Source organism: Arthrobacter melezitosi (assembly GCF_054511055.1).
This window is the reverse complement of record NZ_JBTNDJ010000005.1, coordinates 201588-225832: the sequence shown is the minus strand read 5'-3', so window position 1 is coordinate 225832 and position 24245 is coordinate 201588. Positions and strand designations below refer to the sequence as shown.

23 protein-coding genes and 1 tRNA gene are annotated in these 24245 nt (G+C 69.7%); 10 read left to right on the top strand and 14 right to left on the bottom strand.

What is annotated here, in order from left to right:
* The first annotated feature begins 83 nt into the window (after positions 1 to 83).
* On the top strand, positions 84 to 2696 hold the full coding sequence (gene glgP / locus ACX80W_RS08435; protein WP_459282231.1) for an alpha-glucan family phosphorylase: 2613 nt from the start codon (positions 84 to 86) through the stop codon (positions 2694 to 2696).
* A gap of 101 nt (positions 2697 to 2797) precedes the next feature.
* A complete protein-coding gene (locus tag ACX80W_RS08430) occupies positions 2798 to 3658 on the top strand; it encodes an SGNH/GDSL hydrolase family protein (RefSeq protein ID WP_459282229.1) in 861 nt (286 codons plus the stop codon).
* A 117-nt stretch (positions 3659 to 3775) separates the two neighbouring features.
* Here ACX80W_RS08430 and glgX read toward each other — a convergent pair whose 3' ends face one another.
* The 5 genes from glgX to ACX80W_RS08405 all read right to left on the bottom strand — a co-directional run bounded on the left by glgX (position 3776) and on the right by ACX80W_RS08405 (position 10299).
* Positions 3776 to 5869, bottom strand: coding sequence for a glycogen debranching protein GlgX (gene glgX / locus ACX80W_RS08425; RefSeq protein WP_459282227.1), 2094 nt, complete (start codon positions 5867 to 5869; stop codon positions 3776 to 3778).
* 21 nt (positions 5870 to 5890) lie between these two features.
* Complete coding sequence (rlmB, locus tag ACX80W_RS08420; protein ID WP_459282225.1) at positions 5891 to 6871, bottom strand: 23S rRNA (guanosine(2251)-2'-O)-methyltransferase RlmB; 981 nt, start codon at positions 6869 to 6871, stop codon at positions 5891 to 5893.
* 86 nt (positions 6872 to 6957) lie between these two features.
* Positions 6958 to 8400 carry a cysteine--tRNA ligase gene (gene cysS / locus ACX80W_RS08415; protein WP_459282223.1) on the bottom strand — a complete coding sequence of 481 codons (1443 nt, stop codon included), beginning with the start codon at positions 8398 to 8400 and terminating at the stop codon, positions 6958 to 6960.
* A 39-nt stretch (positions 8401 to 8439) separates the two neighbouring features.
* Positions 8440 to 9726, bottom strand: a complete 1287-nt coding sequence (gene ispD / locus ACX80W_RS08410) for a 2-C-methyl-D-erythritol 4-phosphate cytidylyltransferase (protein ID WP_459282221.1) — start codon at positions 9724 to 9726, stop codon at positions 8440 to 8442.
* A 90-nt stretch (positions 9727 to 9816) separates the two neighbouring features.
* Positions 9817 to 10299, bottom strand: coding sequence for a CarD family transcriptional regulator (locus tag ACX80W_RS08405; RefSeq protein WP_028280415.1), 483 nt, complete (start codon positions 10297 to 10299; stop codon positions 9817 to 9819).
* Positions 10300 to 10553: 254 nt separating this feature from the next.
* On the opposite strand from ACX80W_RS08405, the gene ACX80W_RS08400 reads away from it, so the two are divergent.
* Positions 10554 to 11084, top strand: coding sequence for a hypothetical protein (locus ACX80W_RS08400; protein ID WP_459282219.1), 531 nt, complete (start codon positions 10554 to 10556; stop codon positions 11082 to 11084).
* A gap of 82 nt (positions 11085 to 11166) precedes the next feature.
* On the opposite strand, the gene ACX80W_RS08395 is transcribed toward ACX80W_RS08400, so the two are convergent.
* Both ACX80W_RS08395 and ACX80W_RS08390 read right to left on the bottom strand, forming a co-directional pair.
* Positions 11167 to 11847 (bottom strand): response regulator, encoded by a 681-nt coding sequence (locus ACX80W_RS08395; RefSeq protein WP_459282217.1) that lies wholly within the window; start codon positions 11845 to 11847, stop codon positions 11167 to 11169.
* Positions 11844 to 13088, bottom strand: a complete 1245-nt coding sequence (locus ACX80W_RS08390; RefSeq protein ID WP_459282215.1) for a sensor histidine kinase — start codon at positions 13086 to 13088, stop codon at positions 11844 to 11846. Before ACX80W_RS08390 ends, ACX80W_RS08395 begins: the two co-directional genes overlap by 4 nt.
* A gap of 166 nt (positions 13089 to 13254) precedes the next feature.
* Between ACX80W_RS08390 and phoU the strand changes: the two genes are divergently transcribed.
* Positions 13255 to 13914, top strand: a complete 660-nt coding sequence (phoU, locus tag ACX80W_RS08385) for a phosphate signaling complex protein PhoU (protein ID WP_459282213.1) — start codon at positions 13255 to 13257, stop codon at positions 13912 to 13914.
* A 96-nt stretch (positions 13915 to 14010) separates the two neighbouring features.
* Here phoU and ACX80W_RS08380 read toward each other — a convergent pair whose 3' ends face one another.
* Entirely contained in the window at positions 14011 to 14760 is a 750-nt protein-coding gene (locus ACX80W_RS08380) for a phosphoglyceromutase (protein WP_459282211.1), read from the bottom strand.
* 98 nt (positions 14761 to 14858) lie between these two features.
* Here ACX80W_RS08380 and ACX80W_RS08375 point away from each other — a divergent pair, with 98 nt between their 5' ends.
* Entirely contained in the window at positions 14859 to 15638 is a 780-nt protein-coding gene (locus ACX80W_RS08375) for a class I SAM-dependent methyltransferase (RefSeq protein WP_459282209.1), read from the top strand.
* Positions 15639 to 15655: 17 nt separating this feature from the next.
* Here the strand turns inward: ACX80W_RS08375 and ACX80W_RS08370 are convergent, their stop codons facing one another.
* Together ACX80W_RS08370 and ACX80W_RS08365 are read right to left on the bottom strand one after the other, a co-directional pair.
* Positions 15656 to 15976 carry a DUF2516 family protein gene (locus tag ACX80W_RS08370; protein ID WP_459282207.1) on the bottom strand — a complete coding sequence of 107 codons (321 nt, stop codon included), beginning with the start codon at positions 15974 to 15976 and terminating at the stop codon, positions 15656 to 15658.
* 4 nt (positions 15977 to 15980) lie between these two features.
* Positions 15981 to 17150, bottom strand: a complete 1170-nt coding sequence (locus ACX80W_RS08365; protein ID WP_459282205.1) for a trans-sulfuration enzyme family protein — start codon at positions 17148 to 17150, stop codon at positions 15981 to 15983.
* A gap of 81 nt (positions 17151 to 17231) precedes the next feature.
* On the opposite strand from ACX80W_RS08365, the gene tmk reads away from it, so the two are divergent.
* From tmk to ACX80W_RS08340, 5 genes are all read left to right on the top strand, one after another.
* Positions 17232 to 17879, top strand: a complete 648-nt coding sequence (tmk, locus tag ACX80W_RS08360; RefSeq protein ID WP_459282203.1) for a dTMP kinase — start codon at positions 17232 to 17234, stop codon at positions 17877 to 17879.
* Entirely contained in the window at positions 17876 to 19039 is a 1164-nt protein-coding gene (locus ACX80W_RS08355; RefSeq protein WP_459282201.1) for a DNA polymerase III subunit delta', read from the top strand. The genes tmk and ACX80W_RS08355 overlap by 4 nt, the downstream gene beginning before the upstream one ends.
* On the top strand, positions 19036 to 20610 hold the full coding sequence (locus tag ACX80W_RS08350) for an alpha/beta hydrolase (RefSeq protein WP_459282199.1): 1575 nt from the start codon (positions 19036 to 19038) through the stop codon (positions 20608 to 20610). The genes ACX80W_RS08355 and ACX80W_RS08350 overlap by 4 nt, the downstream gene beginning before the upstream one ends.
* A 109-nt stretch (positions 20611 to 20719) precedes the next feature.
* A tRNA-Thr gene (locus ACX80W_RS08345) sits at positions 20720 to 20795 on the top strand.
* A 121-nt stretch (positions 20796 to 20916) separates the two neighbouring features.
* Positions 20917 to 21696 carry a helix-turn-helix transcriptional regulator gene (locus ACX80W_RS08340; RefSeq protein ID WP_459282197.1) on the top strand — a complete coding sequence of 260 codons (780 nt, stop codon included), beginning with the start codon at positions 20917 to 20919 and terminating at the stop codon, positions 21694 to 21696.
* Positions 21697 to 21723: 27 nt separating this feature from the next.
* On the opposite strand, the gene ACX80W_RS08335 is transcribed toward ACX80W_RS08340, so the two are convergent.
* From ACX80W_RS08335 to ACX80W_RS08320, 4 genes are all read right to left on the bottom strand, one after another.
* On the bottom strand, positions 21724 to 21966 hold the full coding sequence (locus tag ACX80W_RS08335) for an acyl carrier protein (protein ID WP_459282195.1): 243 nt from the start codon (positions 21964 to 21966) through the stop codon (positions 21724 to 21726).
* A gap of 268 nt (positions 21967 to 22234) precedes the next feature.
* Complete coding sequence (locus tag ACX80W_RS08330) at positions 22235 to 23074, bottom strand: aldo/keto reductase (RefSeq protein WP_459282193.1); 840 nt, start codon at positions 23072 to 23074, stop codon at positions 22235 to 22237.
* An 89-nt stretch (positions 23075 to 23163) separates the two neighbouring features.
* Positions 23164 to 23607 carry a hypothetical protein gene (locus ACX80W_RS08325; RefSeq protein WP_459282191.1) on the bottom strand — a complete coding sequence of 148 codons (444 nt, stop codon included), beginning with the start codon at positions 23605 to 23607 and terminating at the stop codon, positions 23164 to 23166.
* Between the two features lie 6 nt (positions 23608 to 23613).
* On the bottom strand, positions 23614 to 24228 hold the full coding sequence (locus tag ACX80W_RS08320) for a bacterial proteasome activator family protein (RefSeq protein ID WP_459282189.1): 615 nt from the start codon (positions 24226 to 24228) through the stop codon (positions 23614 to 23616).
* Positions 24229 to 24245: the final 17 nt, after the last annotated feature.

Here is a 24245-nt window from a genome sequence, read left to right as displayed (position 1 = left end):
ACACTGCGATATCTTCGGCGATCACGTAAGCGGTTGCACCGACCTCTCCCCCGTTGGAACGCAAGTGCGCTAGCGTAACCAAAGTGAAGGCAATCCGTAGGTTTACAGTCCGTACCGTCCTCCCCGAGAGCATCGCCCCGCTGGGCAGGCTGGCGGGCAACCTGCGCTGGTCCTGGCACCTGCCGACCACGCGCCTGTTCGAGGACATCGACCCTGCGGCCTGGGAGGCGAGCGACCGGGACCCGGTGGCGTTCCTGGGATCGGTCACGCGGGAGAAGCTGCAGCAGCTCGCGGCCAATGAGGAGCTCGTCGCCCGCATCCAGGAACTCGGCGCCGACCTCGAGAGCTACCTGACCGAGCCGCGCTGGTACCAGTCGCTCGGTGCGGACGCTCCCCGCTCCATCGCCTACTTCTCCCCCGAATACGGCATCAGCGCGGTGCTGCCCCAGTACTCCGGCGGCCTCGGCATCCTCGCCGGCGACCACCTCAAGGCGGCCTCCGACCTCGGGGTGCCCCTGGTCGGCGTCGGCCTGCTCTACCAGGCCGGCTACTTCATGCAGTCCCTCTCCCGCGACGCCTGGCAGCAGGAGACCTACCCCGTGCTCGACCCGGACGGGCTTCCCCTCACGATGTTGCGTGAGGAGGACGGCACGCCGGCCAGGGTTGTCCTTCCGCTGCCCAACGGGCGCCAGCTGATCGCGCACATCTGGCGCGCCGACGTCGGCCGGGTCCCGCTGCTGCTGCTTGATTCGAACCTGCCCGGCAACGACGAGGCGGCGCGCACGGTCACCGACCGGCTGTACGGCGGCGGCGGGGACCAGCGCCTGCAGCAGGAACTCCTGCTCGGCATGGGCGGCGTCAAGGCGCTGCGCATCTTCCAGCGCCTCACCGGCGCACCGGCGCCCGAGGTGTTCCACACCAACGAGGGCCACGCCGGTTTCCTCGGGATCGAACGGATCCGCGAACTGATGGATCCGGCCAGCGAGTCGCCGATGAGCTGGGAGGAGGCGCTCACCGCGGGCCGGGCCTCCACCGTGTTCACCACCCACACCCCGGTGCCTGCAGGCATCGACCGCTTCGAGCGCGCCCAGATCGAGCACTTCTTCAACGCGGGCCTGGCGCCGTCCGTCCCGACCGACAAGGTCCTCGCCCTCGGAGCGGAGAACTACGGGGGCGGCGACCCGACGAAGTTCAATATGGCCGTCATGGGCCTGCGCCTGGCGCAGCGGGCCAACGGCGTCTCGAAACTCCACGGCGAGGTCTCCCGCGGCATGTTCTCCGGACTGTGGCCGGGGTTCGACACCCATGAGGTGCCCATCACGTCGGTGACCAACGGTGTCCACGTGCCCTCATGGGTCGACCCGCAGATCGCCGACTTCGCCCGCGAGAACTTCGGCGCCGATTCCGTCCTCGACCCGCAGTGGGCGCGCGTGTACGACGTCGCCGACGAGAAGATCTGGGACCTGCGGCGGAACATGCGCTCCAACCTCGTCCACGACGTGCGGGGCCGCCTGCGCTCCTCCTGGAAGAAGCGCGGCGCCGCCGACGCTGAGCTGGCCTGGACCGATACGGTGCTCGACCCCGACGTCCTGACCATCGGATTCGCGCGCCGCGTCCCCACCTACAAGCGCCTGACCCTCATGCTGCGCGATCCCGCGCGCCTCAAGGCGCTCCTGCTGCACCCGGAGCACCCGATCCAGCTCGTCGTCGCGGGCAAGTCGCACCCGGCGGACGAGCAGGGCAAGCGCATGATCCAGGACATGGTGCGCTTCACCGATGATCCGGAGGTGCGCCACCGCATCGTGTTCCTGCCCAACTACGACATCGCGATGGCACGCATCCTGTTCCCGGGCTGCGATGTCTGGCTCAACAACCCGCTGCGGCCGCTGGAGGCGTGCGGCACCTCGGGCATGAAGGCGGCGATCAACGGCGGGCTGAACCTCTCGGTGCTCGACGGGTGGTGGGACGAGATGTACGACGGCGACAACGGGTGGTCCATCCCCACGGCGAACAACGGGGCCTCCTCGGAGGAGCGCGACGACATCGAAGCGGCGGCGCTGTACGACCTCCTCGAGAACCAGGTCGCACCGCGGTTCTACGGCTCGGTTACGGCCGCCGCGGCCGGATCGGCCGGCCCGTCGGAGCCTTCGCACGACGGCATCCCGCACCAGTGGATCGCCATGATCAAGCACACGATGGCGACCCTCGGCCCGGCCGTCTCGGCCGAGCGCATGATTCAGGACTATGTCGGCCACCTGTACCAGCCGGCCTGGCGGGCCGGGCGGGACGCCTCCCAGGAGCACTACGCCCTGGCCCGGCGCACCGCGGCGTGGCGCACCCGGATCCAGGGCGGCTGGGCCGCCGTCCAGGTGGAGCACGTCGATTCGCTCGGCGTGAGCGAGGACCCCCAGATCGGTGACTCGCTCACCGTCAACGCCTACGTGGCCCTCGGCAACCTCGACCCCTCGGATGTCACCGTCGAGGTCGCATACGGCAGGGCCGCCGGTGACGACGAGCTCAGCGATGTGAGCCTGGCCGAACTGCGGGTCGCCGAGAACCTGGGCAGCGGACGGTACCTCTTCACGGGGGACACCCGGATCGAGCACTCCGGTTCATTCGGCTACACCGTCCGGGTGCTTCCGCGGCATGCCACCCTTGCCTCCAGCGCGGAACTGGGGCTCGTCGTCAACGCCTGAGGACTGCCGGGCTCCGCCCTCCGGCGGGGCCCGTGGGCGTAATGAACCGGATTTTGGGACGGATCGGAACCGTGGAGCCGCACGGGGAGTAGCTTGTGGGCATGGGCACTCACCGCACCCCAGCCAGGATCCGTTTGACAGTGCTTGCCACCCTCACGGTGGTGCTCGCCGCCGCTCCCGTCGGAGGGCCGGCGACGGCGGCGCCGGAGGCTCCGGTCGATTACGTGGCCATCGGTGATTCCTATGCCTCGGGGTTCGGCGCCGGTTCCTATACCGAATGTGGCCGCTCCCCGCTGGGCCTTCCCGGCCTCCTCGATGCCACGAGCCGGGTCGAACTCACCGCGGACGCGACCTGCGCGGGCGCGACCGCGGCCGTGGTGCCCGGCGGGGCGGTCGATGTGCCCGAACAGATCGCCGGGCTGACGGCCGAGGACAGCCTCGACGCCGGAACCGATCTTGTGACCCTGTCCGTCGGCGGGAACGACGCCGGCTTCGGCGTCGTCGCCGGCCTCTGTGCCACCGAGCCGCTGGAGGCGTGCCGGCGGGCGATCCAGAGGAGCCGGGAGGACGCGGAAACGACCGTCGCGTCGAGCCTGGACGCCGTCTATGCCCAGCTCGGGGCCGCCGCCCCCAACGCGAACGTGGTCGTGACCGGTTACCCCCACCTGTTTTCGCCCGGGTTTTCCGGCCCGGCGCCGTTTCCCGCTGAGGCGCAGCTCCTGTTCAATGACGCCACGGACGTCCTGAACCGCGTCATCGAATCGAGGGCCACCGCCGCAGGGTTCACCTACGTCGACGTGGTCGACGAATTCGCCGGGCATGGCGTTGGATCACCCGACCCGTGGATCACCTTCACCGGGTCCGCGGCCCCGGACGACCTGCACCCCACTGCGGCCGGCTACCGGGAGGGTTACTTCCGCGCCGTGCGCTGCGAGGCCAACCTCGCTCGGCTGCGGAAGTAGCACGGCCGCTGGCGGGGCGCAGCCGGCGGGATACACCCGCCCCGGTCCCGACCTGCGCTTCCGACAGCAGGAGCGACCCGAACGCCCTTGGACTCCCGGCCGTCCGGTGGAACCCGCCTACTTCCGGCAGAAATAGACGGCCACCGAATTGGCCGCCAGGAAGTCCGACTCCCCCAGGGAGATCCGGGCCCCGGACCGGCGCATCGTGGGATCGGCCGAGTCGAACAGGAGTTCCATCGTCGCCGCCTTCGCGTGCGACAGGCCCTGGCCCTGCAGGATCCAGGCGGCCGGCAGGTGGATCTTCCGGTCAGTGATCGAGCCGTTGACCGCGATGAGGGCTCCGGCCTGCCCGTCCGGATCGGCCAGCATGAGCTGCACGACGCGGGTGGTCGGGTCGTCCCAATCGGCGGAGGTCATGGGCAGGCCCGAGCCGTTGAACCACAGCAGCGCCGAACTGGCGGCCCGGCCGGGGAAAGCCGGGGGCTGACCGGCGAGGAACCGCCGGCGGATGCCCAGCAGCGTACGGGTCGCGGCGAGCATCCGCTCCGACGCGGCGTCCCGGTGCCAGGAGACCCAGGCGAGCTCGTTGTCCTGGCAGTAGGCGTTGTTGTTCCCACGCTGGGTCCGCCCGAGCTCGTCGCCGGCGGTGAGCATCGGAACCCCGACCGACATCAGCAGGGTGGCCATCAGGTTCCGGGCCGTCCGCTCCCGGGCGGCGATGATCGCGGCGTCCTCGGAGGGGCCTTCGGCGCCGTGGTTGTAGCTGCGGTTGTCGTTCGAGCCGTCCCGGTTCTCCTCCCCGTTGGCCTCGTTGTGCTTCCGGTCGAACGAGGTGAGGTCCGCGAGGGTGAAGCCGTCGTGGGCGGTGACGAAGTTGATCGAGGCGAGCGGCGTCCGGCCCGAGCGGGCGAACACCTCCTGCGATCCGGCCAGGGCGTCGGCGAGGCGCGCCGGGGTGCCTGCCTGCCTGCAGGCCCGCAGCGAGGCCTGGTCGCGCAGCCAGAAGTCCCGGGCGGTATCGCGGAAGCGGTCGTTCCAGTCCGCCCAGCCCTGGGGGAAGTTTCCGGTCTGCCAGCCGCCCATGCCCACGTCCCACGGTTCGGCGATGAGCTTCGTGCCCCGCAGCGCACTCGATGCCCCAACGGCGACGAGGAACGGGTGCCGCGGGGTGTAGGTGTTGGTTTCGTCCCGGCCCAGGGTCACGGCGAGGTCGAACCGGAAGCCGTCGATCTTGAACTCCTCGACCCAGTACCGCAGGGAGTCCAGCGCGAACTCGATGACCTTCGGCTGCGAGAAGTCCAGCGTATTGCCGACTCCGGTGGTGTCGAGATAGCGGCCCGTGCCGTCGTGCCGGTAATAGTCGGTGTCGCTTAGGCCGCGCCAGCAGAGGGCGGGTTGCTCCTTGCCCCCCTCGGCGGTGTGGTTGTAGACGACGTCGAGGATCACTTCGAGGCCGGCCTCATGGAGCGCCTTGACCATCGACTTGACCTCGGCGAGGACCGCCGCCGGGCCGGCGGCCTGCGCCGCCGCCGTGGCATAGGCGGCGTGCGGAGCGAAGAACCCGAGGGTGTTGTAGCCCCAGTAGTTGGAGAGGCCGAGGGTCCGGAGGTGCGCTTCATCGATCGAGAAATGCACGGGGAGCAGTTCGACGGCGGTCACGCCCAGCTCGAGGAGGTACCCGATCATCACGGGGTGGGCCAGCCCGGCGTAGGTCCCGCGGAGCTCTTCGGGGATCCCGGGGTGCAGCTTCGTCAGTCCCTTGACGTGCGCCTCGTAGATGACCGTGTCGCGCCAGGGCGTGCGCGGCCGGGCGGAGGAACCCCAGTCGAAGGATTCCTCGACGAAGACCGACCAGTACACCGGGTCCGCACCGGTGCCGCCGGCCTCCTGGACCTCGATGGCCCGCGCGTACGGGTCGAGCAGCAGCTGTCCCGGCCCTGCGGGCAGGGCCTTGCCGGTCGGCCAGAAACCGTAGCGCGCACCGGCGGGCATCGGACCCACCACCCCGTGGTGGACGCCGCCGTCGAGCCCCGACAGCGTCTCGAAGGCCCACCGGCCGTCCTCCCGCTGGAAATGCACGTCGATCGAGGGGATCGACGGCGCCCATACCGCGGCATTGGCGTGGAGGTCGTCGGAGAAACGGCCCTTGAGCCGGTGGACTCCCTGCGGGAATTCACTGGAGGAGACTGGAACCTGCTCGACGATGCTCATGGCGGGACGGGATCGGCGCTCTCAGGCGGAGCGCTGGCGGGAGATTTCGTAGAGGCTGATTCCCACCGCCATCGACGCGTTGAGGGATTCCATTGCCGAGTCGATGGGGATGGAGACGATCTGATCGCAGTTCTCCCGCACGAGCCGTGAGAGCCCCTTGCCCTCGGAGCCCACCACGAGGCATACCGGGTCCGTCCCGAGGGTCAGTTCCGGCAGGGAGATGTCGCCGTCGCCGTCGAGTCCGAGCACGAAGATGCCGCTGTCCTTGAACGACTTCAGCGCCGAGTTGAGGTTGCCCACCCGGGCGACGGGTACGCGCACGGCGGCTCCCGCACTGGTCTTCCATGCCGAGGCTGTGACTCCGACCGAGCGGCGCTCGGGAACGATGACGCCGTGGGCGCTGAACGCGGAGGCGGACCGGATGATCGCGCCGAGGTTGCGCGGGTCGGTGATCCCGTCAAGTGCGATGAACAGGGGCGCGTTGGCAATGTGGCCGCGCCGGAATTTCTCCATCGTGTCGGCGACCAGGTCAAGCGCATCGGCGTAGTCGTAGGGCGGGATCTGCAGCATCAGGCCCTGGTGCACTGCCCCTTCGGTCATCCGGTCGAGCTCCGGCTTGCCGGTTTCCATCACCGGGACACCGCGTTCGGTGGCGAGCTTGAGCGCCTCCCGGACGCGGTCGTCCATCTCGACGCGGATGGCGACGTGGAGTGCCTTGGCCGGGATGCCGGCGCGGAGCGCCTCCACGACGGAGTTGCGGCCCGTCACGATCTCCTCGGTGGCCTTGCCCTTCCGGCCCGAACCGGGGTTCTTGCCGCCGGCGCGCTTGGCGGCGGAGCGCTCGGCGAGCTCCTTGTTCTTGTAGGCCTTGTGGTACGGGCGGTCCTCCGCCTTCGGGGTGGGACCCTTGCCTTCGAGGGACTTGCGTCCGTGGCCGCCGGTGCCGATGGTGGGGCCCTTTTTCAACTTGCGCACCGCGCCTGGACGTCCGTGACTGGCCATGGGGAAACACCTTTATATAGAGGAAAAGTCTCCTCCAGTTTACGCGGACGGCGCGCGCAGGTGGTGCCGGCCGGAAACGGTCCCGTTCAGCGGGCCGCGAGGCTCCATTCCGCCCCGTCCGCGGAGTCTTCGACGATAACGCCGGCACCGGCCAGGGCATCCCGGATGGCGTCGGCGCGGGCCCAGTCCTTCGCGGCGCGTGCGGCCGCGCGCTCGCCCAACTGGTACCGGACCAGCGCGTCGAGGGCGGCGGCCTGCTCCCCGTCGCCCGTGCCTGCCGTGTCGGTTGCGTCGTCGAGCCCGAGGACGCTGACCATCGCCGCGACGGCCGCGTGGGCGACGCGGGCCCCCTCGGGGTCGCCGGCCGCCAGGGCCGTGTTGCCGGCCCGCACCGTCTCGTGCAGGACGGCGAGTGCCTGCGGGATGTTCAGGTCGTCGTCCATTGCGGTGCCGAAGGCCTCCGGCAGGTCCGCCGGCGCGCCGGTGGCCGGACCGAAGCGGGCCGAGGCCTTGGCCAGGAACCCGTCGATGCGGTCGACGGCGGCCGCTGCCTCGTCAAGCGAGGACGGGCGGTAATCGAGCACCGAGCGGTAATGGGCCTGCCCGAGGTAGTAGCGCACCACGCGGGGCCGGGCGAGGGTGAGCATGTCCTCGGGGCTGACGGTGTTGCCGATCGATTTCGACATTTTTTCGCCCTCGAAGGTGACGAGGCCGTTGTGCATCCAGAACTGCGCGTAGCCGCGCCCGGCGGCGCGCGCCTGGGCGAGCTCGTTCTCGTGGTGCGGGAAGCGCAGGTCGAGGCCACCGCCGTGGATGTCAAACTGCTCACCGAGGTATTTGTTGGTCATCGCGCAGCACTCGGTGTGCCAGCCGGGACGCCCGGGACCCCACGGGCTGGGCCAGCCCGCCGACGGCGCGTCGGTGGGCTTGGAACCCTTCCAGAGGGCGAAGTCACGGGGGTCGCGTTTGCCGCGCGGGTCGGCGTCGGTGGCGGCCTGCATGTCGTCGATCGACTGGTGGGTCAGGGAGCCGTATTCCGGCCAGGACCGGACGTCGAAGTACACGTCGCCGGAGCCGTCCGGGGCCGGGTAGGCGTACCCGGTGTCGATGAGCTTCTGGATGAGGGACTGCATCTCCGGGATGTGGCCGGTGGCCCGCGGCTCGTAGGTGGGGCGGCGCACCCCGAGGGTGTCGTAGGCCCGGTTGAACTCAAGCTCGAAGCGGTAGGCGAGAGCCCACCACTCCTCGTTCCGCTTGCCGCCGGGCGGTTCCTCGTCCCCGAAGGAGGCCTTGGACTTCTCGAGGATCTTGTCGTCGATATCGGTGACGTTCCGGACGGAGGTCACGCGGAACCCGCGGGCCTCAAGCCACCGGGTCAGCTGGTCGAAGACGATCGCCGACCGGACATGGCCCACGTGCGGCATTCCCTGGACCGTCGCGCCGCAGTAGTAAAGGCTGACGGCTCCCGGGGTCAGGGGGACGAAGTCCCGCACCTCGGCGGTGGCGGTGTCATAGAATTTCAGGCTCACCGCTCCAGATTAGCCGAACGTCCACCGCACGCCGGGCTGTTACCCGGCGGAGATGACGACGGCGGTCGCGAGGGCGGCGATGCCCTCGCCACGCCCGGTGAGGCCGAGGCCGTCGGTCGTTGTCGCCGAGACGCTCACCGGTGCTCCCGCCGCCTCGGAGAGGACGGCTTCGGCCTCGCTGCGCCGTGCGGCGAACCGCGGGCGGTTGCCGATGAGCTGGACCGCGATGTTCCCGATCCGGAAACCGGCGTCCCGGACGATCGCCGCCGCTTCGGCGAGCAGCGCCGCGCCCGACGCGCCCGCGAGCTCCGGGCGGTCGGTGCCGAAATGGGTGCCGAGGTCGCCCAGGCCCGCGGCGGAGAAGAGGGCGTCGGCGGCGGCATGGGCGACGACGTCGCCGTCGGAGTGCCCCGCCAGTCCGCGCTCGCCCTCCCAGTGGAGGCCGGCAAGCCACAGGGGGGCCGGCGCATCCTCGGGAGCATAGGCGTGGATGTCGGTGCCGATCCCGGTCCGGGGAATCGGAGCGGTAGGGGCGCTTTCGGTCATGGGTGCTTCCTCGGGGCTTGGAGTCCGGGTTTCGGGCGTGCCGGTGTCCCGGACGAGCGTTTCGGCGAGCGTCAGGTCAAGCGGCGTGGTGACCTTGAAGGCGGCCGGGTCGCCCTCAACGGTGACGACCGGGGCGCCCGTGGCCTCCACGAGCATCGCGTCGTCGGTGATCAGCGGGTCCCCGGCGCCGCCGCCGGCGTGCGCGACCCTCAGCAGGGGCGAGGTGAAGCCCTGCGGCGTCTGGACGGCGCGCAGGCCGCTCCGGTCGGGCGTGCCTGTCACCCGCCCGTCGCGCACGGCCTTGACGGTGTCGGCCAGCGGGAGGACCGGGATGACCGCACCGGCCCCGGCCGCGAGGCCGGAGACCACGCGCACGAAGACCTCCGGCGGCGTCAGGGCACGGGCGGCGTCATGGACGAGGATGAACGGCGCATCGGTGGACAGCGCGGCGATGCCTGCCCGGACTGAGCCGGCCCGGCTGGTTCCGCCGGCCACCGCCCGCACCGGGACGGCCCCGGAGAGGCGTTCCGCAACGGCGCGCAGGGTGTCGTCCCCCTCGGGGATCACGACGGCGACCTCGGCGGCGACACCCGAGGCGAGCACGGAGCGCAGGGAGCGTTCAAGCAGGGTGAGTCCACCGCAGAGCACGCGGGCCTTGGGGATCCCGTGGCCGAGCCGCTGGCCCGAGCCCGCTGCGACGACCACCACGCCCGCCAGGCCGGCGGTGGGGGTGTCGGCTGACCGGGGCGCTGTCGAAGGAGGTGTTGGGCTGGAGGGCACTAAGTCACCCTACGGCAGCCGGACGCAAAAGAAGGACCCCCCGGAGGGAGCCCTTCTCTCATGTTCTGCGGCTATCTGCGGACCTGCAGCCTAGGAGGCGAGGACCTCGTCGAGAACGCTTGCGGCCTTCTCTTCGTCGGTCTTCTCCGCCAGGGCGAGCTCGGAAATCAGGATCTGCCGCGCCTTGGCGAGCATCCGCTTCTCTCCGGCCGACAACCCGCGGTCGTGATCCCGGCGCCACAGGTCGCGCACGACCTCCGCCACCTTGATGACGTCGCCGGAGGCAAGCTTCTCGAGGTTCGCCTTGTAACGGCGCGACCAGTTGGTCGGCTCCTCGGTGAACTCGGCACGCAGTACGTCGAAGACGTGCTCCAGGCCTTCCTTGCCCACCACATCACGAACCCCGACAAGGTCGACGTTTTCCGCTGGTACTTCGATCGTCAGATCACCCTGTGCCACCTTGAGCTTGAGATACATCTTCTCTTCGCCCTTGATGACGCGCATCTTGATCTCCTCGATCTTCGCTGCGCCGTGGTGAGGGTAAACAACTGTTTCGCCAACCTCAAAAACCATGTGGACTTTCCCCTTTCCCGCCAATCAGTTTATCACGGCGGCGACACGCCGACGGCGCGTTTTCGCAGGTCAGCGGGCACCGGCAGGTCCGCTTGGCTATCATTCTCCTCTTGACGCAGCGGCGAATCGATGATCGGCCCTTGTCATGCCCGGTGAAACGGACTCACACGAATGACCCCTTGCGATAGTGTGTTTCCTAGTTTCACCACCCACCCCACCCGGCGCCGCGCCGGAAGACCCCAGGAGTTTGAGCTGTGAGAATCGCACCGAACCACCGAGTGCAGCAGGCCGCCGTGGCCGGCGTCGTACTGGCCATGCTCGGGATCACCGGCTGCAGCGTGATCAACGAACAGTCGACCACCCGCGAGTACGCGGCATCAGATGGCATCGTGGAGAACCTGGGCCCGGTGGAGCTGCGTAACATTCTGATCGTCTCAACCGACGAAGGCACGCCCGGAACCCTCCTCGGCACGGTGTTCAACTCGAGCGACCAGCCGGTGCAGGTCACCATCCAGGGCGAGAACGAGATGGCCGAGATCACCGTCGAAGCCGACGGGAAGTACGTCTTCGAGGAGGAGGTCGCCGACGACGGAACCCTCCAGGGCATCAGCGACATCCCCGGGTCCCTCGTCGACCTGGACTTCACTGTCGAGTCCGAGACCGCAACCTACGGCGTGCCGGTGGTCGATGGAACCCTGGCCGAATACCGCGAGTTCGTCCCGGGCGGCTACACCCCGGAGCCGAGCGAGCCGGCGGCGACCGAAGAAGCCCACGGGGGCGAATAACCTTTCCGGGCGGAGGCCGGGGCCTGTTGGTCCCGGCCTCCGTCGTGTCCGGCCCGGGTCGTCAGCGGCCCCGGCTCAGGGCTCAGGGCTCAAACTTGTAGCCCAGCCCGCGCACGGTGATCAGGTGCCGCGGCGCCGAGGAGTCCGGTTCGATCTTTCCCCGAAGGCGCTTGATGTGGACATCGAGGGTCTTCGTGTCGCCGACATAGTCGGCGCCCCACACCCGGTCGATCAGCTGGCCCCGGGTCAGGACCCTGCCGGAATTGCGCAGGAGCATCTCCAGCAGTTCGAACTCCTTCAGCGGCAGCGCCACCCGGGTACCCTCCACGCTCACCACGTGCCGTTCGACGTCCATGCGGACCGGACCGGCCGACACAGTGCTGGAGACGAGCTCCTCCGGTTCCCCCTGCCGGCGCAGGACCGCCCGCACCCGGGCGACGAGTTCCCGGGAGGAGTAGGGCTTGGTGACGTAGTCGTCGGCGCCGAGCTCCAGGCCCACCACCTTGTCGATCTCCGCGTCCTTCGCGGTCAGCATGATCACCGGGACGCTCGAGCGCTGCCGGAGCTGGCGGCACACCTCCGTCCCGGAAAGTCCGGGCAGCTGGAGGTCCAGCAGCACGAGGTCCGCTCCGGCCCGGTCGAATTCGGTGACGGCGTCGAGCCCGTTGTCGACGACGACCACCTCGAAGCCTTCCTTCCCCAACAGGTACGACAGCGGGTCGCTGAAGGACTCCTCGTCCTCGACAATCAAGATCCGGGTCAAGCGCTCACTCCCTGCTCCTGGGCGCTGGTTCCGCCCTTTTTCTCTGGGTTCTCTTCGGGCTTGGTCCCGGGCTGCGCCGCAGGCAGGGCGGCCGCGCCCCGGGTGTCCTCGGTCGCTTCCATTTCCGGAAGCCGGACGGTGAAGGTGCTGCCCTGGCCTGCCATCGACCAGACGGTCACCTCGCCGCCGTGGTTTGAGACAACGTGCTTGACGATGCTCAGGCCAAGGCCCGTGCCGCCGGTCGACCGCGAGCGGGCCGCATCGATGCGGTAGAACCGCTCGAAGATGCGTTCCTGCTCCTCGGCGGTGATGCCGGCGCCCTGGTCGGTGACCGAGACCTCGGCCAGCCCGTCGCGGGAGCGCAGCCCGATGCCGACCCGGGTTCCCTCCGGCGAATAGCGGATGGCGTTGTCGATGAGGTTGCGGAACGCGGTCATCAACTGGTCGGGGTCGCCGAAGACCGGCTCCTCGACGGTGCCGCGGACCACGATGTCGATGGCGTTGCTCTCGGCCGGCAGCCGGTTCCGGTCGACGGCCTCCTGGATGACGGTGTTGAGGTTCACGGGCTTGCCCCTGCGCACGATGTCGGCGCCCTGCAGCCGCGAGAGTTCGATGATGTCCTGGACCAGGGCGGAGAGCCGCCCCGATTCCTTGTGCATCCGCTGGGCGAACCGGCGCACCGCCACCTCATCCTCGGCGGCGTCGTCGATGGCCTCGGCCAGCAGGGAGATCGCCCCAACGGGGGTCTTCAGCTCGTGCGAGACGTTGGCGACGAAGTCGTTGCGGATCTCCTCGGTGCGGGTGATCTCGGTCCGGTCGTCGGCGAGGATGAGGATGTACTCGGCGCCGAGCGAAGCGACGCGCACCTGCAGGATGATCGTGCCCTTGCCAAGGGGTCCGCGCGGCAGTTCCAGCAGTTCCTGCTCGATGACGCCGTCGCGGCGGACGCGTGCGGTCAGGTTGAGCAACTCCTCATGGACGACGGTGTGCCCGCGGACCAGCCCGAAGGCGTAGGCCGCGGGGCTGGCACGGACGACGCCGTCGATCGCGTCGACGATCACATAGGCGCGTCCGATGATCGAGAGCACCTCCGCCGCACCCTCGGGAAGGGTCGGCTCATCATCGAACAGCAGCTGGCTGCGCTGGGCCTCGCTGGCCCGGTAGGCCAGCATGCCGAACACACCAAGGGCGAGGCCGACGAGCCCGGTGACCAGGCTGAACAGTACGGGGTCCACGGTCATAGCTTATGCGCTGGAATCCCGGGCGGACCCGCATCCGGTGGCAATAGGTCAGTGGTTCAACTAACGTTCACCTAAAGCTGCGGGAACGTTCACGGGGGGCTGAAAAGCTGGCCCGCGGACCTGTTGCCGCAGGTGAGTAGAAACTTCCAACGGAAAGGACGCCCACGTGCGTAAGGTTTTTCAGGCCGAACTCCACCAGATTGGCGAGGAACTGATTGAGATCTCGCAGCTGGTGTCGGAGGCCATCCAAAAAGCCAACAGCGCTTTCCAGGGTGCCGACACCGAGCTTGCCCAGGAAGTGATCGCGGCCGATGCCCGCATCGATTTCCTGCAGAACTCCCTCGACGAGCGCGCCATCGACATCCTCGCGCTGCAGGGGCCGGTCGCCAGCGACCTGCGAATGATCGTCGGCGCGCTGCGCATGAGCGCGTCGCTTGAGCGGATGGGCGACCTCGCCCGCCACGTGGCCCAGCTGGCGCGCCTGCGCTACCCGGCGCACGTCATCCCCGAGAAGATCCGCCCCACGTTCGATGAGCTGGCCGTCCTGGACATCCAGATCGCGGCCAAGGTCACCGAGCTGCTCGAGACGAGGAACCTCGAGCTCAGCAACGAGATCAACGCCGCGAACGCACGGGTCAACGAACTTCACGCGGGGGTCTTCAAGGCCGTCGCGGCCGCGGACTGGAACGAGACGGCGCCGACCACCGTCGACGTCACCCTCGCAAGCCGGTACTTCGAGCGCTTCGCCGACCACGGCGTCTCGGTGGCCCGGAAGGTCACCTACCTCGTCACCGGCGAGTGGCAGCCCAGCGCCCCGCTGAACTAAAACCGGGCGGGGTGCCCCGCTCTCCCGGCGCACAGACGACGACGGCGGCTTCCGAAGGGAAGCCGCCGTCGCGTTTAACGGGTGGTGCGTGGTGCCTTAGTGCTTGCCCTGGTTGGCCACGGCCTGGATCGACGCGGCGGCGGCCTCGGCGTCGAGGTAGGTGCCACCGGCCTTGATCGGAGTCAGGTTCTCGTCGAGTTCGTACACCAGCGGGATGCCCGTGGGGATGTTCAGGGCGGCGATGTCCTTGTCGCTGATCCCGTCGAGGTGCTTCACGAGGGCGCGCAGCGAGTTGCCGTGGGCGGCGACGAGCACCGTCTTGCCGGCCAGCAGGTCCTTGCTGATGTCCGACTCCCAGTACGGCAGGAACCGGTCGAGGACATCCTTGAGGCACTCGGTGCGGGGCAGGTCCGCACCCAGGTCCGCGTACCGCGGATCGTTGCTCTGGGAGTACTCGCTGGAGTCCTCAAGGGGCGGCGGCGGGGTGTCGTAGGAACGGCGCCAGAGCATGAACTGCTCCTCACCGAATTCGGCGAGGGTCTGGGCCTTGTCCTTGCCCTGCAGCGCGCCGTAGTGGCGTTCGTTGAGGCGCCAGTTGCGCTTGACGTCGATCCAGGTGCGGTCGGCGGCCTCGAGCGCGAGGTTGGCCGTGATGATGGCGCGCTTCTGCCGGGAGGTGTAGACGACGTCGGGCAGGAGGCCCGCCTCGACGAGGAGATCGCCGCCGCGGATCGCTTCCTGCCGGCCCTTTTCCGTCAGCGCCACGTCGACCCAGCCGGTGAAGAGGTTCTTTTCGTTCCACTCGCTCTGTCCGTGGCGCAGCAGAATCAGTTTGTGAGAAGTCATGGTCCCTAGTCTGCCGTATCCCGGGCCCGCGGGCATCCGGGCCCGACGGGTGCCAGTACCCTTGGACGGTGCACTCTCACCGCCGCGCCGGAAAGCCCGTGGGCAGCATCACACGCGGAACGACGAATCCGAACCGGTTGCGCCGGGTCGACCGCTGGTTGGCCGGGCCGCAGGCGTGGCGCCTGCGCCGCGCCGAAGATCCCCTCGTCGTCGACCTCGGCTACGGCGCCGCCCCGGTCACCGCCGTCGAACTGTTCGGCCGGCTCCGCCGCGTGCGCCCCGACACCGAACTGATCGGCATCGAAATCGACCCGGCCCGGGTGGAGGCGGCGCGTCCGCTGGAGAGCGGCGGCCTAAGCTTCCGCCAGGGCGGCTTCGAGCTGCCGGTCCCGGGACGCCGCCCGGTCCTGGTGCGTGCCTTCAATGTGCTGCGCCAGTATGACGAGGGCGAGTATCGAGCACACTGGGACACCGTGCGGTCCCGGCTTTCGGAGGACGGGCTGTTCATCGATGGGACGTGCGATGAGATCGGCCGGCGCTCAACCTGGGTTGCGGTCGACCGGGACGGCCCGGTGTCGCTGAGCATCTCGATGCGCTTCGGGGCCTTCGGCCTTCCCTCGGATGTGGCCGAGCGCCTGCCGAAGGCCCTGATCCACCGCAATATCCCGGGCGAGAACGTCCACCGGTTCCTGCTGGCGATGGACCGGGCCTGGCTGGACGCCGCCCCGCTGGCCGCCTTCGGGGCCCGCCAGCGGTGGACGGCGATGTGCACGGCGCTGGCCGAAGCTGGGTGGCCGCTGCTGGATGCGCCGTCGCGCTGGCGCCTGGGCGAGGTGACGGTGGCCTGGAGGGCTGTCGAGCCGGCCGCCCAGGGCTGAGCGGCGCCGGGAGGGGCCTACCAGGGGCCGTACGGGCCCTGGTTGCCGCGGCCGCGGATCTCGCTGACGGCCGGCTTCACGTCGGCGAGGTAGACGCAGGCGGCGACCACGGCGACCAGCTTGAACAGGCCGAAGCCGGGGCTGAGCGCGCTGAAGATGCCCACGAGGACGGCGCCACCGGTGATGGCCATCCAGAAGCCCTTGGTCCGCTTGAGGGTCGCCTCGAAGGACGCCGCCGGGCGGCGCACACAGTCGGCGAAGGCCCATAGCTCGAGCCCCAGCGCAACGTAGCCAAGAACGAGGTACAGGTAGAACTCGAAAGCCAGGATGATACCCACGGGGTTAGCTTAGCCGCTGGGATGCCGAGAGCGCTTTTTCGAGGTCCTCCCACAGGTCCTCGACATTCTCGATGCCCACCGACAGCCGCACGAGGGACGCCGGGACGGTGGCCGGCTCCCCCGGCTGGCGGCGGCGCCGCTCGATGAGGGACTCGACCCCGCCGAGCGAGGTGGCCGGCAGCCACAGGCGCACCGTCTCAACCAGCGCGTCGGCGGCCTCGGCTCCCCCGGCCGGTTCGATGCAGACGATCGCACCGAAGCCGTCCAGCTGTGCCTTGGCCCGCTCGTGCCCGGGATCCTGCGGCAGGCCCGGGAAGCGGACGCGCTCCACCGCCGGGTGGCCGGCCAGGCGCGCCGCAAGTTCGGCGGCGTTGGCCTGCGCCCGTTCCATCCGCACCGAGAGCGTGCGCAGGCCCCGCAGCGCCAGCCACACCTCGAACGGGCCGGCGACGGCGCCGTGCAGCGTCCGGTGGGCCAGCAGCCGGTCCCGCAGGGCGGGATCCGAGGTGGCGAGGGCCCCCAGGACGACGTCGGAGTGGCCAGAGAGGTACTTGGTCACCGAGTGCAGCACGACGTCGGTCCCGGTTTCGAGGGGCCGGGAGAGCAGCGGGGTGTTGAAGGTGTTGTCGGTGACAACCAGCGCCCCGGCCGCCCGGGCGGCACGGGCCAGGCGGGCGGTCTCGGCCACCTCGAGCATCGGGTTGGTGGGGCTTTCGAGCCACAGCATCGCGGTCCCGGCCGGCCCATCCAGCGTGTCGATCTCGCGCAGGACGGCGTCGGTGTCGGCGATGTCGACGGTGCGCAGGGAGAACCTGCCGCGGGCGGCCTCGGCGGCGGCGAGGCTGACCGAACCGGCGTAGGCGTGGCGGGGCATGATGACCGTGCCCCCGGTCGGCAGGAGGGAGAGGGCCGCGGCGGCGGCGCCGAGCCCGGAGCTGAACACGAGCGCCGGAAGGGCGGCGCCCTCGAGCCTGCCGAGGGCCTCCTCGAAGGGATCCCAGCTCGGGTTGGACATGCGTCCGTAGATCCGGTCCCCCGGCTCCGGGGCGCGGGTTTCATGGAAGGTCGTCGACAGCACCAGCGGCGGGTTGGCCGGGGAGTCATGCTCCCGCACGGGCCTGCCCGCCGAGACGACGACTGTATCGGGAGCCAGGTGGGGGTCGGAAGTAGCCATGGGGAAAGGGTAGCCCGGAGGTTTGTCCCCGCCGCACCACGGCGTCGGGCAAGTGGGGGCGGCACTCGGTAGGCTGGACGTGTGACCTCGTCGAATCCGCATCCGCTGCCCGGGCTTTTCGTTGCATTCGAGGGCGGCGACGGCGCGGGCAAGTCGACCCAGGTGGGTGCGCTGTGCCGGGCGCTCGAGGCCGACGGCGTGCCCGTGGTGCGCACCCGCGAGCCCGGCGGAACCCCGGTCGGCGAGAAGCTGCGCGCCCTGGTGCTCGAACACGGGCAGGGTGAGATCGACGCCCGCACCGAGGCGCTGCTCTTCGCCGCCTCGCGCGCGGCCCACGTCCAGCAGGTGATCCTGCCCGCCCTGCGCCGCGGCGACGTCGTCGTCTGCGACCGGTACATCGACTCCTCGGTCGCCTATCAGGGCGCCGGGCGCGGGCTGGGTGCCCGGGATGTCGAGGACCTCAACCTGTGGGCGGTCGACGGGCTCCGCCCCGACCTCACGGTGCTGCTCGACGTAGAGCCGGCGGAGGGCCGCAGCCGACGCACCGCAGGCGACGCCGCCGAGGACCGGCTGGAGTCCGAGCCCGATGACTTCCACGCGAGGATCCGCAGCGCCTTCCTGGCGGCCGCCGACAGCGACCCGGCCCGTTACCTGGTGCTCCCCGCCGCCCTGCCCGTCGACGACCTCGCCCGGCGTGTCCTCGCCGCCGTCCGGGAGCGCCGCGCGTGAGCGTCTGGACCGACCTGCGGGGCCAGGAACCCGTCGTCGAGCAGCTGCAGCGGGCCTCCCGATCAGGGGCGCCCACCCACGCCTGGCTGTTTACCGGCCCGCCGGGCTCGGGCCGCTCCAATGCGGCGCGGGCCTTCGCCGCGGCGCTGCTGTGCGACCGGGAGGACCTCGCGGAGCGGGGCTGCGGAACCTGCAAGTCCTGCCGCACCGTGCTCGCCGGCTCGCACGCCGACCTCACCAATGTCACCACGGAGAAGGTCACCATAACGATCGACGAGGCCCGGGAGCTGGTGCGCACGGCCCAGGACAAGCCCTCAACCGGCCGGTGGCGCGTGATCATCGTCGAGGACGCCGACCGGATGCAGGAACGCAGCACCAACGTGCTGCTGAAGGCGATCGAGGAGCCGCCGCCGCGGACCATCTGGCTGTTGTGCGCCCCGAGCCCCGGCGACGTGCTCGTGACGATCCGCTCGCGCTGCCGCAGTGTGAGCCTGCGCCTTCCCCCGGTGCGCGACGTCGCCGACCTGTTGGTCCACCGCGACGGTATCGACCCGGCGACCGCCGAGGCGGCGGCACGGGCGGCCCAAAGCCACATCGGCGTCGCCAAGCGGCTCGCCACCGATGACGGCGCCCGCGAGCGCCGCAACCAGATCGTGCGGCTGCCGTTGACCCTTCGCTCCGTCGCCGGGGCGATGCAGGCCGCGGCCGACCTCGTGAAGCTTGCCGAGGCCGAGGCGCAGAGCTCCTTCGAGCAGCGCGACGCGTCCGAACGCGCCGCCCTGCTCACCGCGCTGGGTGCGCCGGAATCCGGCACGCTTCCCCCCTCGATGCGGAGCCAGGTCAAGCGCCTGGAGGAGGACCAGACACGGCGGGCCAAGCGGTCGAAGAACGATTACTTCGACCGGGCCCTCACGGACCTGATCTCCTTCTACCGGGACGTGCTGATGCTCCAGGTCTCCAGCGGGCGCGACCTCGTCAACGAACCGCTGCGCCCCGAACTCGAGGCCTTCGCGCAGCGGGAGTCGGCGGAGGACACCCTGCGGCGCATCGACGCCATCAACGAGGTGCGCGGGCGCCTCGTCAGCACCAATGTCTCGCCCCTGCTGGCGATCGAGGCGATGGCCGTCGGTCTCCTCTCCCGGAAGGACCTCGCCTCATGACGCCGAAGACCCCGAAGGGCCGCCGCCGGCCGCGCCGCTGGCTGGCATCGGGCGCGGCCGCCGCGGCCCTGCTGCTCTCGGGCTGCACGCTGCTGCCCGGGCCGTCCGACGACAAGGGGCCGGACACCGGGGCTGTGACGGCGGACCCGGACGTGGTCGGCGACGTCCCGGCCGGGCTCGAGCCCTTCTACAGCCAGGAGGTGCAGTGGGAGAAGTGCGAGGGTGACTTCGCCTGCGCGATGGTGAAAGTTCCCCTTGACTACGGCGCCCCGGGGCGCGACACCATCGAGATCGCCGCGATCCGCGCCGACGCCACGGGAGGTCAGCCGCAGGGCACCATCCTGGTCAACCCGGGCGGTCCGGGCGGCTCCGGCTACAACATCGTCCGGGACGCCCTCGACCGGGTGGCCAGCGACCGGCTCCGGGAAGGGTACGACGTCCTTGGTTTCGACCCGCGCGGGGTGAACCGCTCAACCGCTGTCGAGTGCCTGACGGACAAGGAGCGGGACGCCGCCCGGGAGAAGTTCATCCCGGCCGACGCCACCGACGAGGAAGTGCTCGAACTGCTGAGGGCCGACGCCCGGGAGTACGCGGAGCTGTGCGCGGAGCGGAGCGGTGAGCTGCTCGGCTTCGTCGACACGGACAGCGCCGCGCGCGACATGGACATTCTGCGGGCCCTGGTCGGGGATCCGAAACTCAACTTCCTCGGCTTTTCCTATGGAACCCAACTGGGAGCGGCCTATGCCGGGTTGTTCCCCGAGCGCTCCGGCCGCCTGGTGCTGGACGGAGCACTGGACCCGTCGCTGAACAGCGAGCAGCTGACCCTGGGGCAGGCCACCGCCTTCGAGAAGGCCCTGCGGGCCTATGTCGCCGACTGCCAGGCCGGGGACGAGTGCCCGCTGCCGGGGGACGTCGAGGCCGGCGTTGCCACCGTGCAGGACCTGTTCCAGGCGGTCATTGACGAACCCAAGCCGGCGGAGGACGGGCGCCTCGTCACGATCGGCAGTTTCGTGCAGGGCTTCATCCTTCCCCTGTACGACAATGCGGGCTGGCCGGTCCTCACCGACGCCGTGGACGCCGCGCTGCGGGGGGATTACACGGAGATGATGTACCTGGCGGACCTTTCCTTCGAACGGGAGGAGGACGGCTCCTACAGCACCAACGCGACCGACGCTTTTACTGCGGTGAACTGCCTCGACTTCCCGGTGGTTTCGGACCCCGAGCAGATGAGCCGGGACGAATCGGCACTGGTCGCCGCCTCGCCCACCTTCGGCAAGATCCTCTCGTACGGCGGGCTGACCTGCGAGCCGTGGAAGTACGGCCCGGTGGGTAAGCCGGCACCCGCCAGCGCGCCCGGGGCGGATCCGCTCCTGGTGGTCGGCACGACGGGGGATCCCGCCACCCCCTACGAGTGGTCGCTCGCCCTGGCGGAACAGCTCGAGTCGGCCGTCCACGTCACCTGGGAGGGCGAAGGGCATACGGCCTACGGCCGCTCCAACCCCTGCATCGCGGACATCGTCGACTCCTACTTCGTCGAGGGCACTGTGCCCAAGGACGGGGTGCGCTGCTGAAAGGGCAAGCCCCGGGCGTGCGGGGCCGCGTTTTTGACCAGCGGGCTCAGGCTCTTATAGAGTTGCTTCTTGTGGATTGAGGGACCGGTCGGTCCGGATCATGAAGCGTGCCTCCTTAGCTCAGTCGGTAGAGCGTCTCACTCGTAATGAGAAGGTCGCCAGTTCGACTCTGGCAGGAGGCTCCACCGAAACCCCGCGCTTCACCGAAGCTGCGGGGTTTTTTGCGCCCCGCCCCGCCGTCACGCCCTAGGCTGAACGCCTTTACGCACAGCAGCGTTGGAGGGATCATCGACTGCGGGAGCTGATGTGGAGAAACTGCTGAACACGATCGACGGCGCAGCGCTGGGCGCCGCCCGGTTCCTCAGCGCCAAGTCCTCCGACCCCATCTCCCTCGGCGACGTCGCCGACCACGTCGGCTACAGCCCCTCCCACCTGGTGCGCCTGTTCGAGTCCGTGGTGGGGATGCCGCCGGGACGCTACCTGGCCCACCTGCGCTTCGAGCGCGCCAAGACGCTGCTGCTCACCAGCGGCGAGCCGGTGCGCGACATCTGCTTCGAGGTCGGCTTCACCTCGCTGGGCACCTTCAGCCGGCGCTTCGCCGAGGGCGTCGGCTACAGCCCGGGGCGTTTCCGGGTGCTGCCGGAGATCCTCGCCGACCACCCGCCCCGGCCGCTCCACCTGCCCACGGGCTCCACCAGCGGCGGGACCATCACCGGGCTGACCGTGCTCAGCCGCGCGGCCCGGGACGCCGTGGGCCCCTCCCCTGCGCTGTACGTGGGCCTGTTCACCTCGCCCTCGGCACGCGGGAGGCCCGTGACGAGCTCGCTCCTCGACGGGGTCGACACGTTCGCCTTCGTTCATGTGCCGCCGGGGAGGTTCTGGGTGCTCGCCTCGGCCCTGCCCGGCGCGGCCGAACCGCTGCGGCAGCTTGTGCCGCTGCGCAGCGTGTACGGCAGGACGATGAAGCCGGTCCTGGTGGGGCGGAACGCACCGCACCACCATGTCACCATTGAGCTTGAGCCGGCCGAGGATTGGCAGCTGCCGGTGCTCCTTGCCGTGCCGGCGCTCGCCTCGGCCGGGACCTGACGCGGCCCCGGCCGGGGCGTGCAGCGCTCAGCTCATGGCGGGCCCCGCCTGGCCCGAATGCATCAGGTCGCCGAGGAATTCGTGGCACTTCGCAGCACGCTCGGAATCCTGCGCCATGACCTGCTCGAAGAATCCCGCGATGTCCTCCCGCCCGGCGTTCCGGGCGTCCCGCACGTACTGCCCATAGTCGTGTCCGGCCTTGAGCGAGTGATACTGCAGCGAGATGAGGTCGAAGGAAACGTCGTCGAATCCGGTTTCGCCAGTAGCCATCATGCACCTCCAGAGTTGGGACAACAGGTGGTGCCAGATTAGGACCGCCCCCCATGCCGGGCAACGCGGAAATACCTCATCCGCTCCGCTCGCAAACCGCCCGTGCCTCTGGTAGCGGAACGGCACGGCCGGGCCCCGCGGAGCCCGCCCGCGCCGGACGCAGGAAGGCCACCCGGGGCGTGCCCGGATGGCCTTCCTGCAGGGACGGTTGCCCTCGATTCCGCTCAGGGAACGCGGCTGTGCCGGCGGCGCCGGCGCGCGGCCGGAATCAGGCGAAGTCCGCCGTCGCGGGGTTCGCCCCGATGCGGCCGGCTTCGCCCTTATCGAGTGCCGAGATCGCCTCGATGTCCTCCGCGGTGAGCTGCACGTCGAGCGCGGCCCAGTTCTCGGCGATGCGCGACTCGGTGACGGTCTTGGGGATCACCACATTGTCCAGGGCGAGGTGCCAGGCGATAACGACCTGGCCCGGGGTCGCGTTGCGCTTGGCAGCGATGTCCTTGAGCACCGGGTCCTCGAGCAGGCCCTTGCCGGAGCCCAGCGGCGAGTAGGCCTGGTGCAGGATGCCCTTTTCGGCGTGGAAGGCCCGCAGTTCGGGCTGGCTGAAGTAGGGGTGGCTTTCAACCTGGTTGATGACGGGCACGACGCCGGTCTCGTCGATGATCTCCTGGAGCGCTTCGATGGTGAAGTTGGAGACGCCGATGCTGCGGACGCGACCCTGCTTCTGGAGTTCGATGAGCGCCTTCCAGGTGTCGAGGTACTTGCCCTGCTTCGGCTGCAGCCAGTGGATCAGGTAGAGGTCGAGGGTTTCGAGGCCCAGCTTCTCCATCGACCTATCGAAGGCCGCCAGGGTGCTTTCGTAGCCCTGGTCGGAATTCCAGAGCTTCGTGGTGATGAAGAGGTCTTCGGTGGGGATGCCCGAGGCGGCGATCGCACGCCCCACCCCGGCTTCGTTCCCATAGATCTTCGCGGTGTCGATGTGGCGGTAACCCGCCTCGAACGCCTGGCCGACCACTTTCTCCGCCGTGGCGTCCTCGACCTGCCACACGCCGAAGCCGAGCTGGGGGATCGAGTGGCCGTCGTTGAATTTCAGTTCAGGTGATGTAGTCATAGGCACATAACTAATCACACCCGGCATGTATTTCACAACGTCAATGTTCAGCCGCCTTAGCACTTGCAGGGCGCAGCGTGGACCTAGCCCTAAAGCTGGCGTTCGGCCTCGAGGACATCCTCAATGACCAGTTCGGCCCGCCGCCGGACGTTCTCCAACCCGGCCGAAGCGAGGCCCCACCGCTCCCCGTCAAGGCGCGTCATGGCGGCCGCCTCCGCCGTCGTCGCGAGGGTGTTGCCCGCCCGTGAAAGGGCCCGGTGGACCGATATCCCGGCTCCCGGGATATCAAGGCCCTCACTGGGCCAGTGGGCCTGGGCACTGGCACACGCAGCGCGCACCCGGGGCAGCAGTTCCCCCAGTTGGTTGGCGACCGCGACGAGCTCGTTGTAGACGTCGTCGTCCTCCACGCCTTCGAGGATCTGGTGGTACCGGTCGAGGCCGCGGCGGAACCGGTCGTGGGCCCGGCGCCACACGCCGTTGCCCAGATCGGCGTCATCCTTGCGGCCCTGCCGGGCCGCCGCAAACAGTCCCACGGCCCGCTAGAGGTACTGGCCGGGCCCGCGGTGCTCCGGGTCGGCCGGTGCCTGCTTGCCCGGCGCACGCACCGGTTCACCGTCTTCGCCGACGACGACGCCGGGAGCGATCACCGTGCCCGGCGGGAGCTGGCGGAGCTGAAGCTTGGCAGCGAGCTGCTGGTGGGCCATCTGCTGGGCCGCCATCGCCGCCTGGATGCCGTGGAAAAGGCCCTCGAGCCAGCCGACGAGCTGCGCCTGGGCCACCCTCAGTTCGGCGTCCGTGGGGACGGAGTCCTCCTGGAAGGGAAGGTTGATGCGGTGGAGTTCCTGCACCAGCTCCGGGGCAAGGCCATCCTCGAGTTCCTTCACCGAGCGTTCGTGGATTTCGGCGAGCCGGGTCCGGCCCGCGGGGTCGAGGGGGGCCGTGCGCACCTCCTCGAGCAGCTGCTTCAGCATGGTGCCGATGCGCATGACCTTGGCGGGTTGGTCGACGAGGTCCACGAGCGACGCCCGGCCCGACCCCAGCGTGTCCGCAGCGGGTGTCGGTGGACCGGGATTTGGCAGCGGCGAGTCGGCCACGGGGGCCGGTTCTGGGGTGGGGGCTCCGGATGAAGAACTGCCTGGCTGCTGTTCGGTCATGGGTTCATATTCTCACG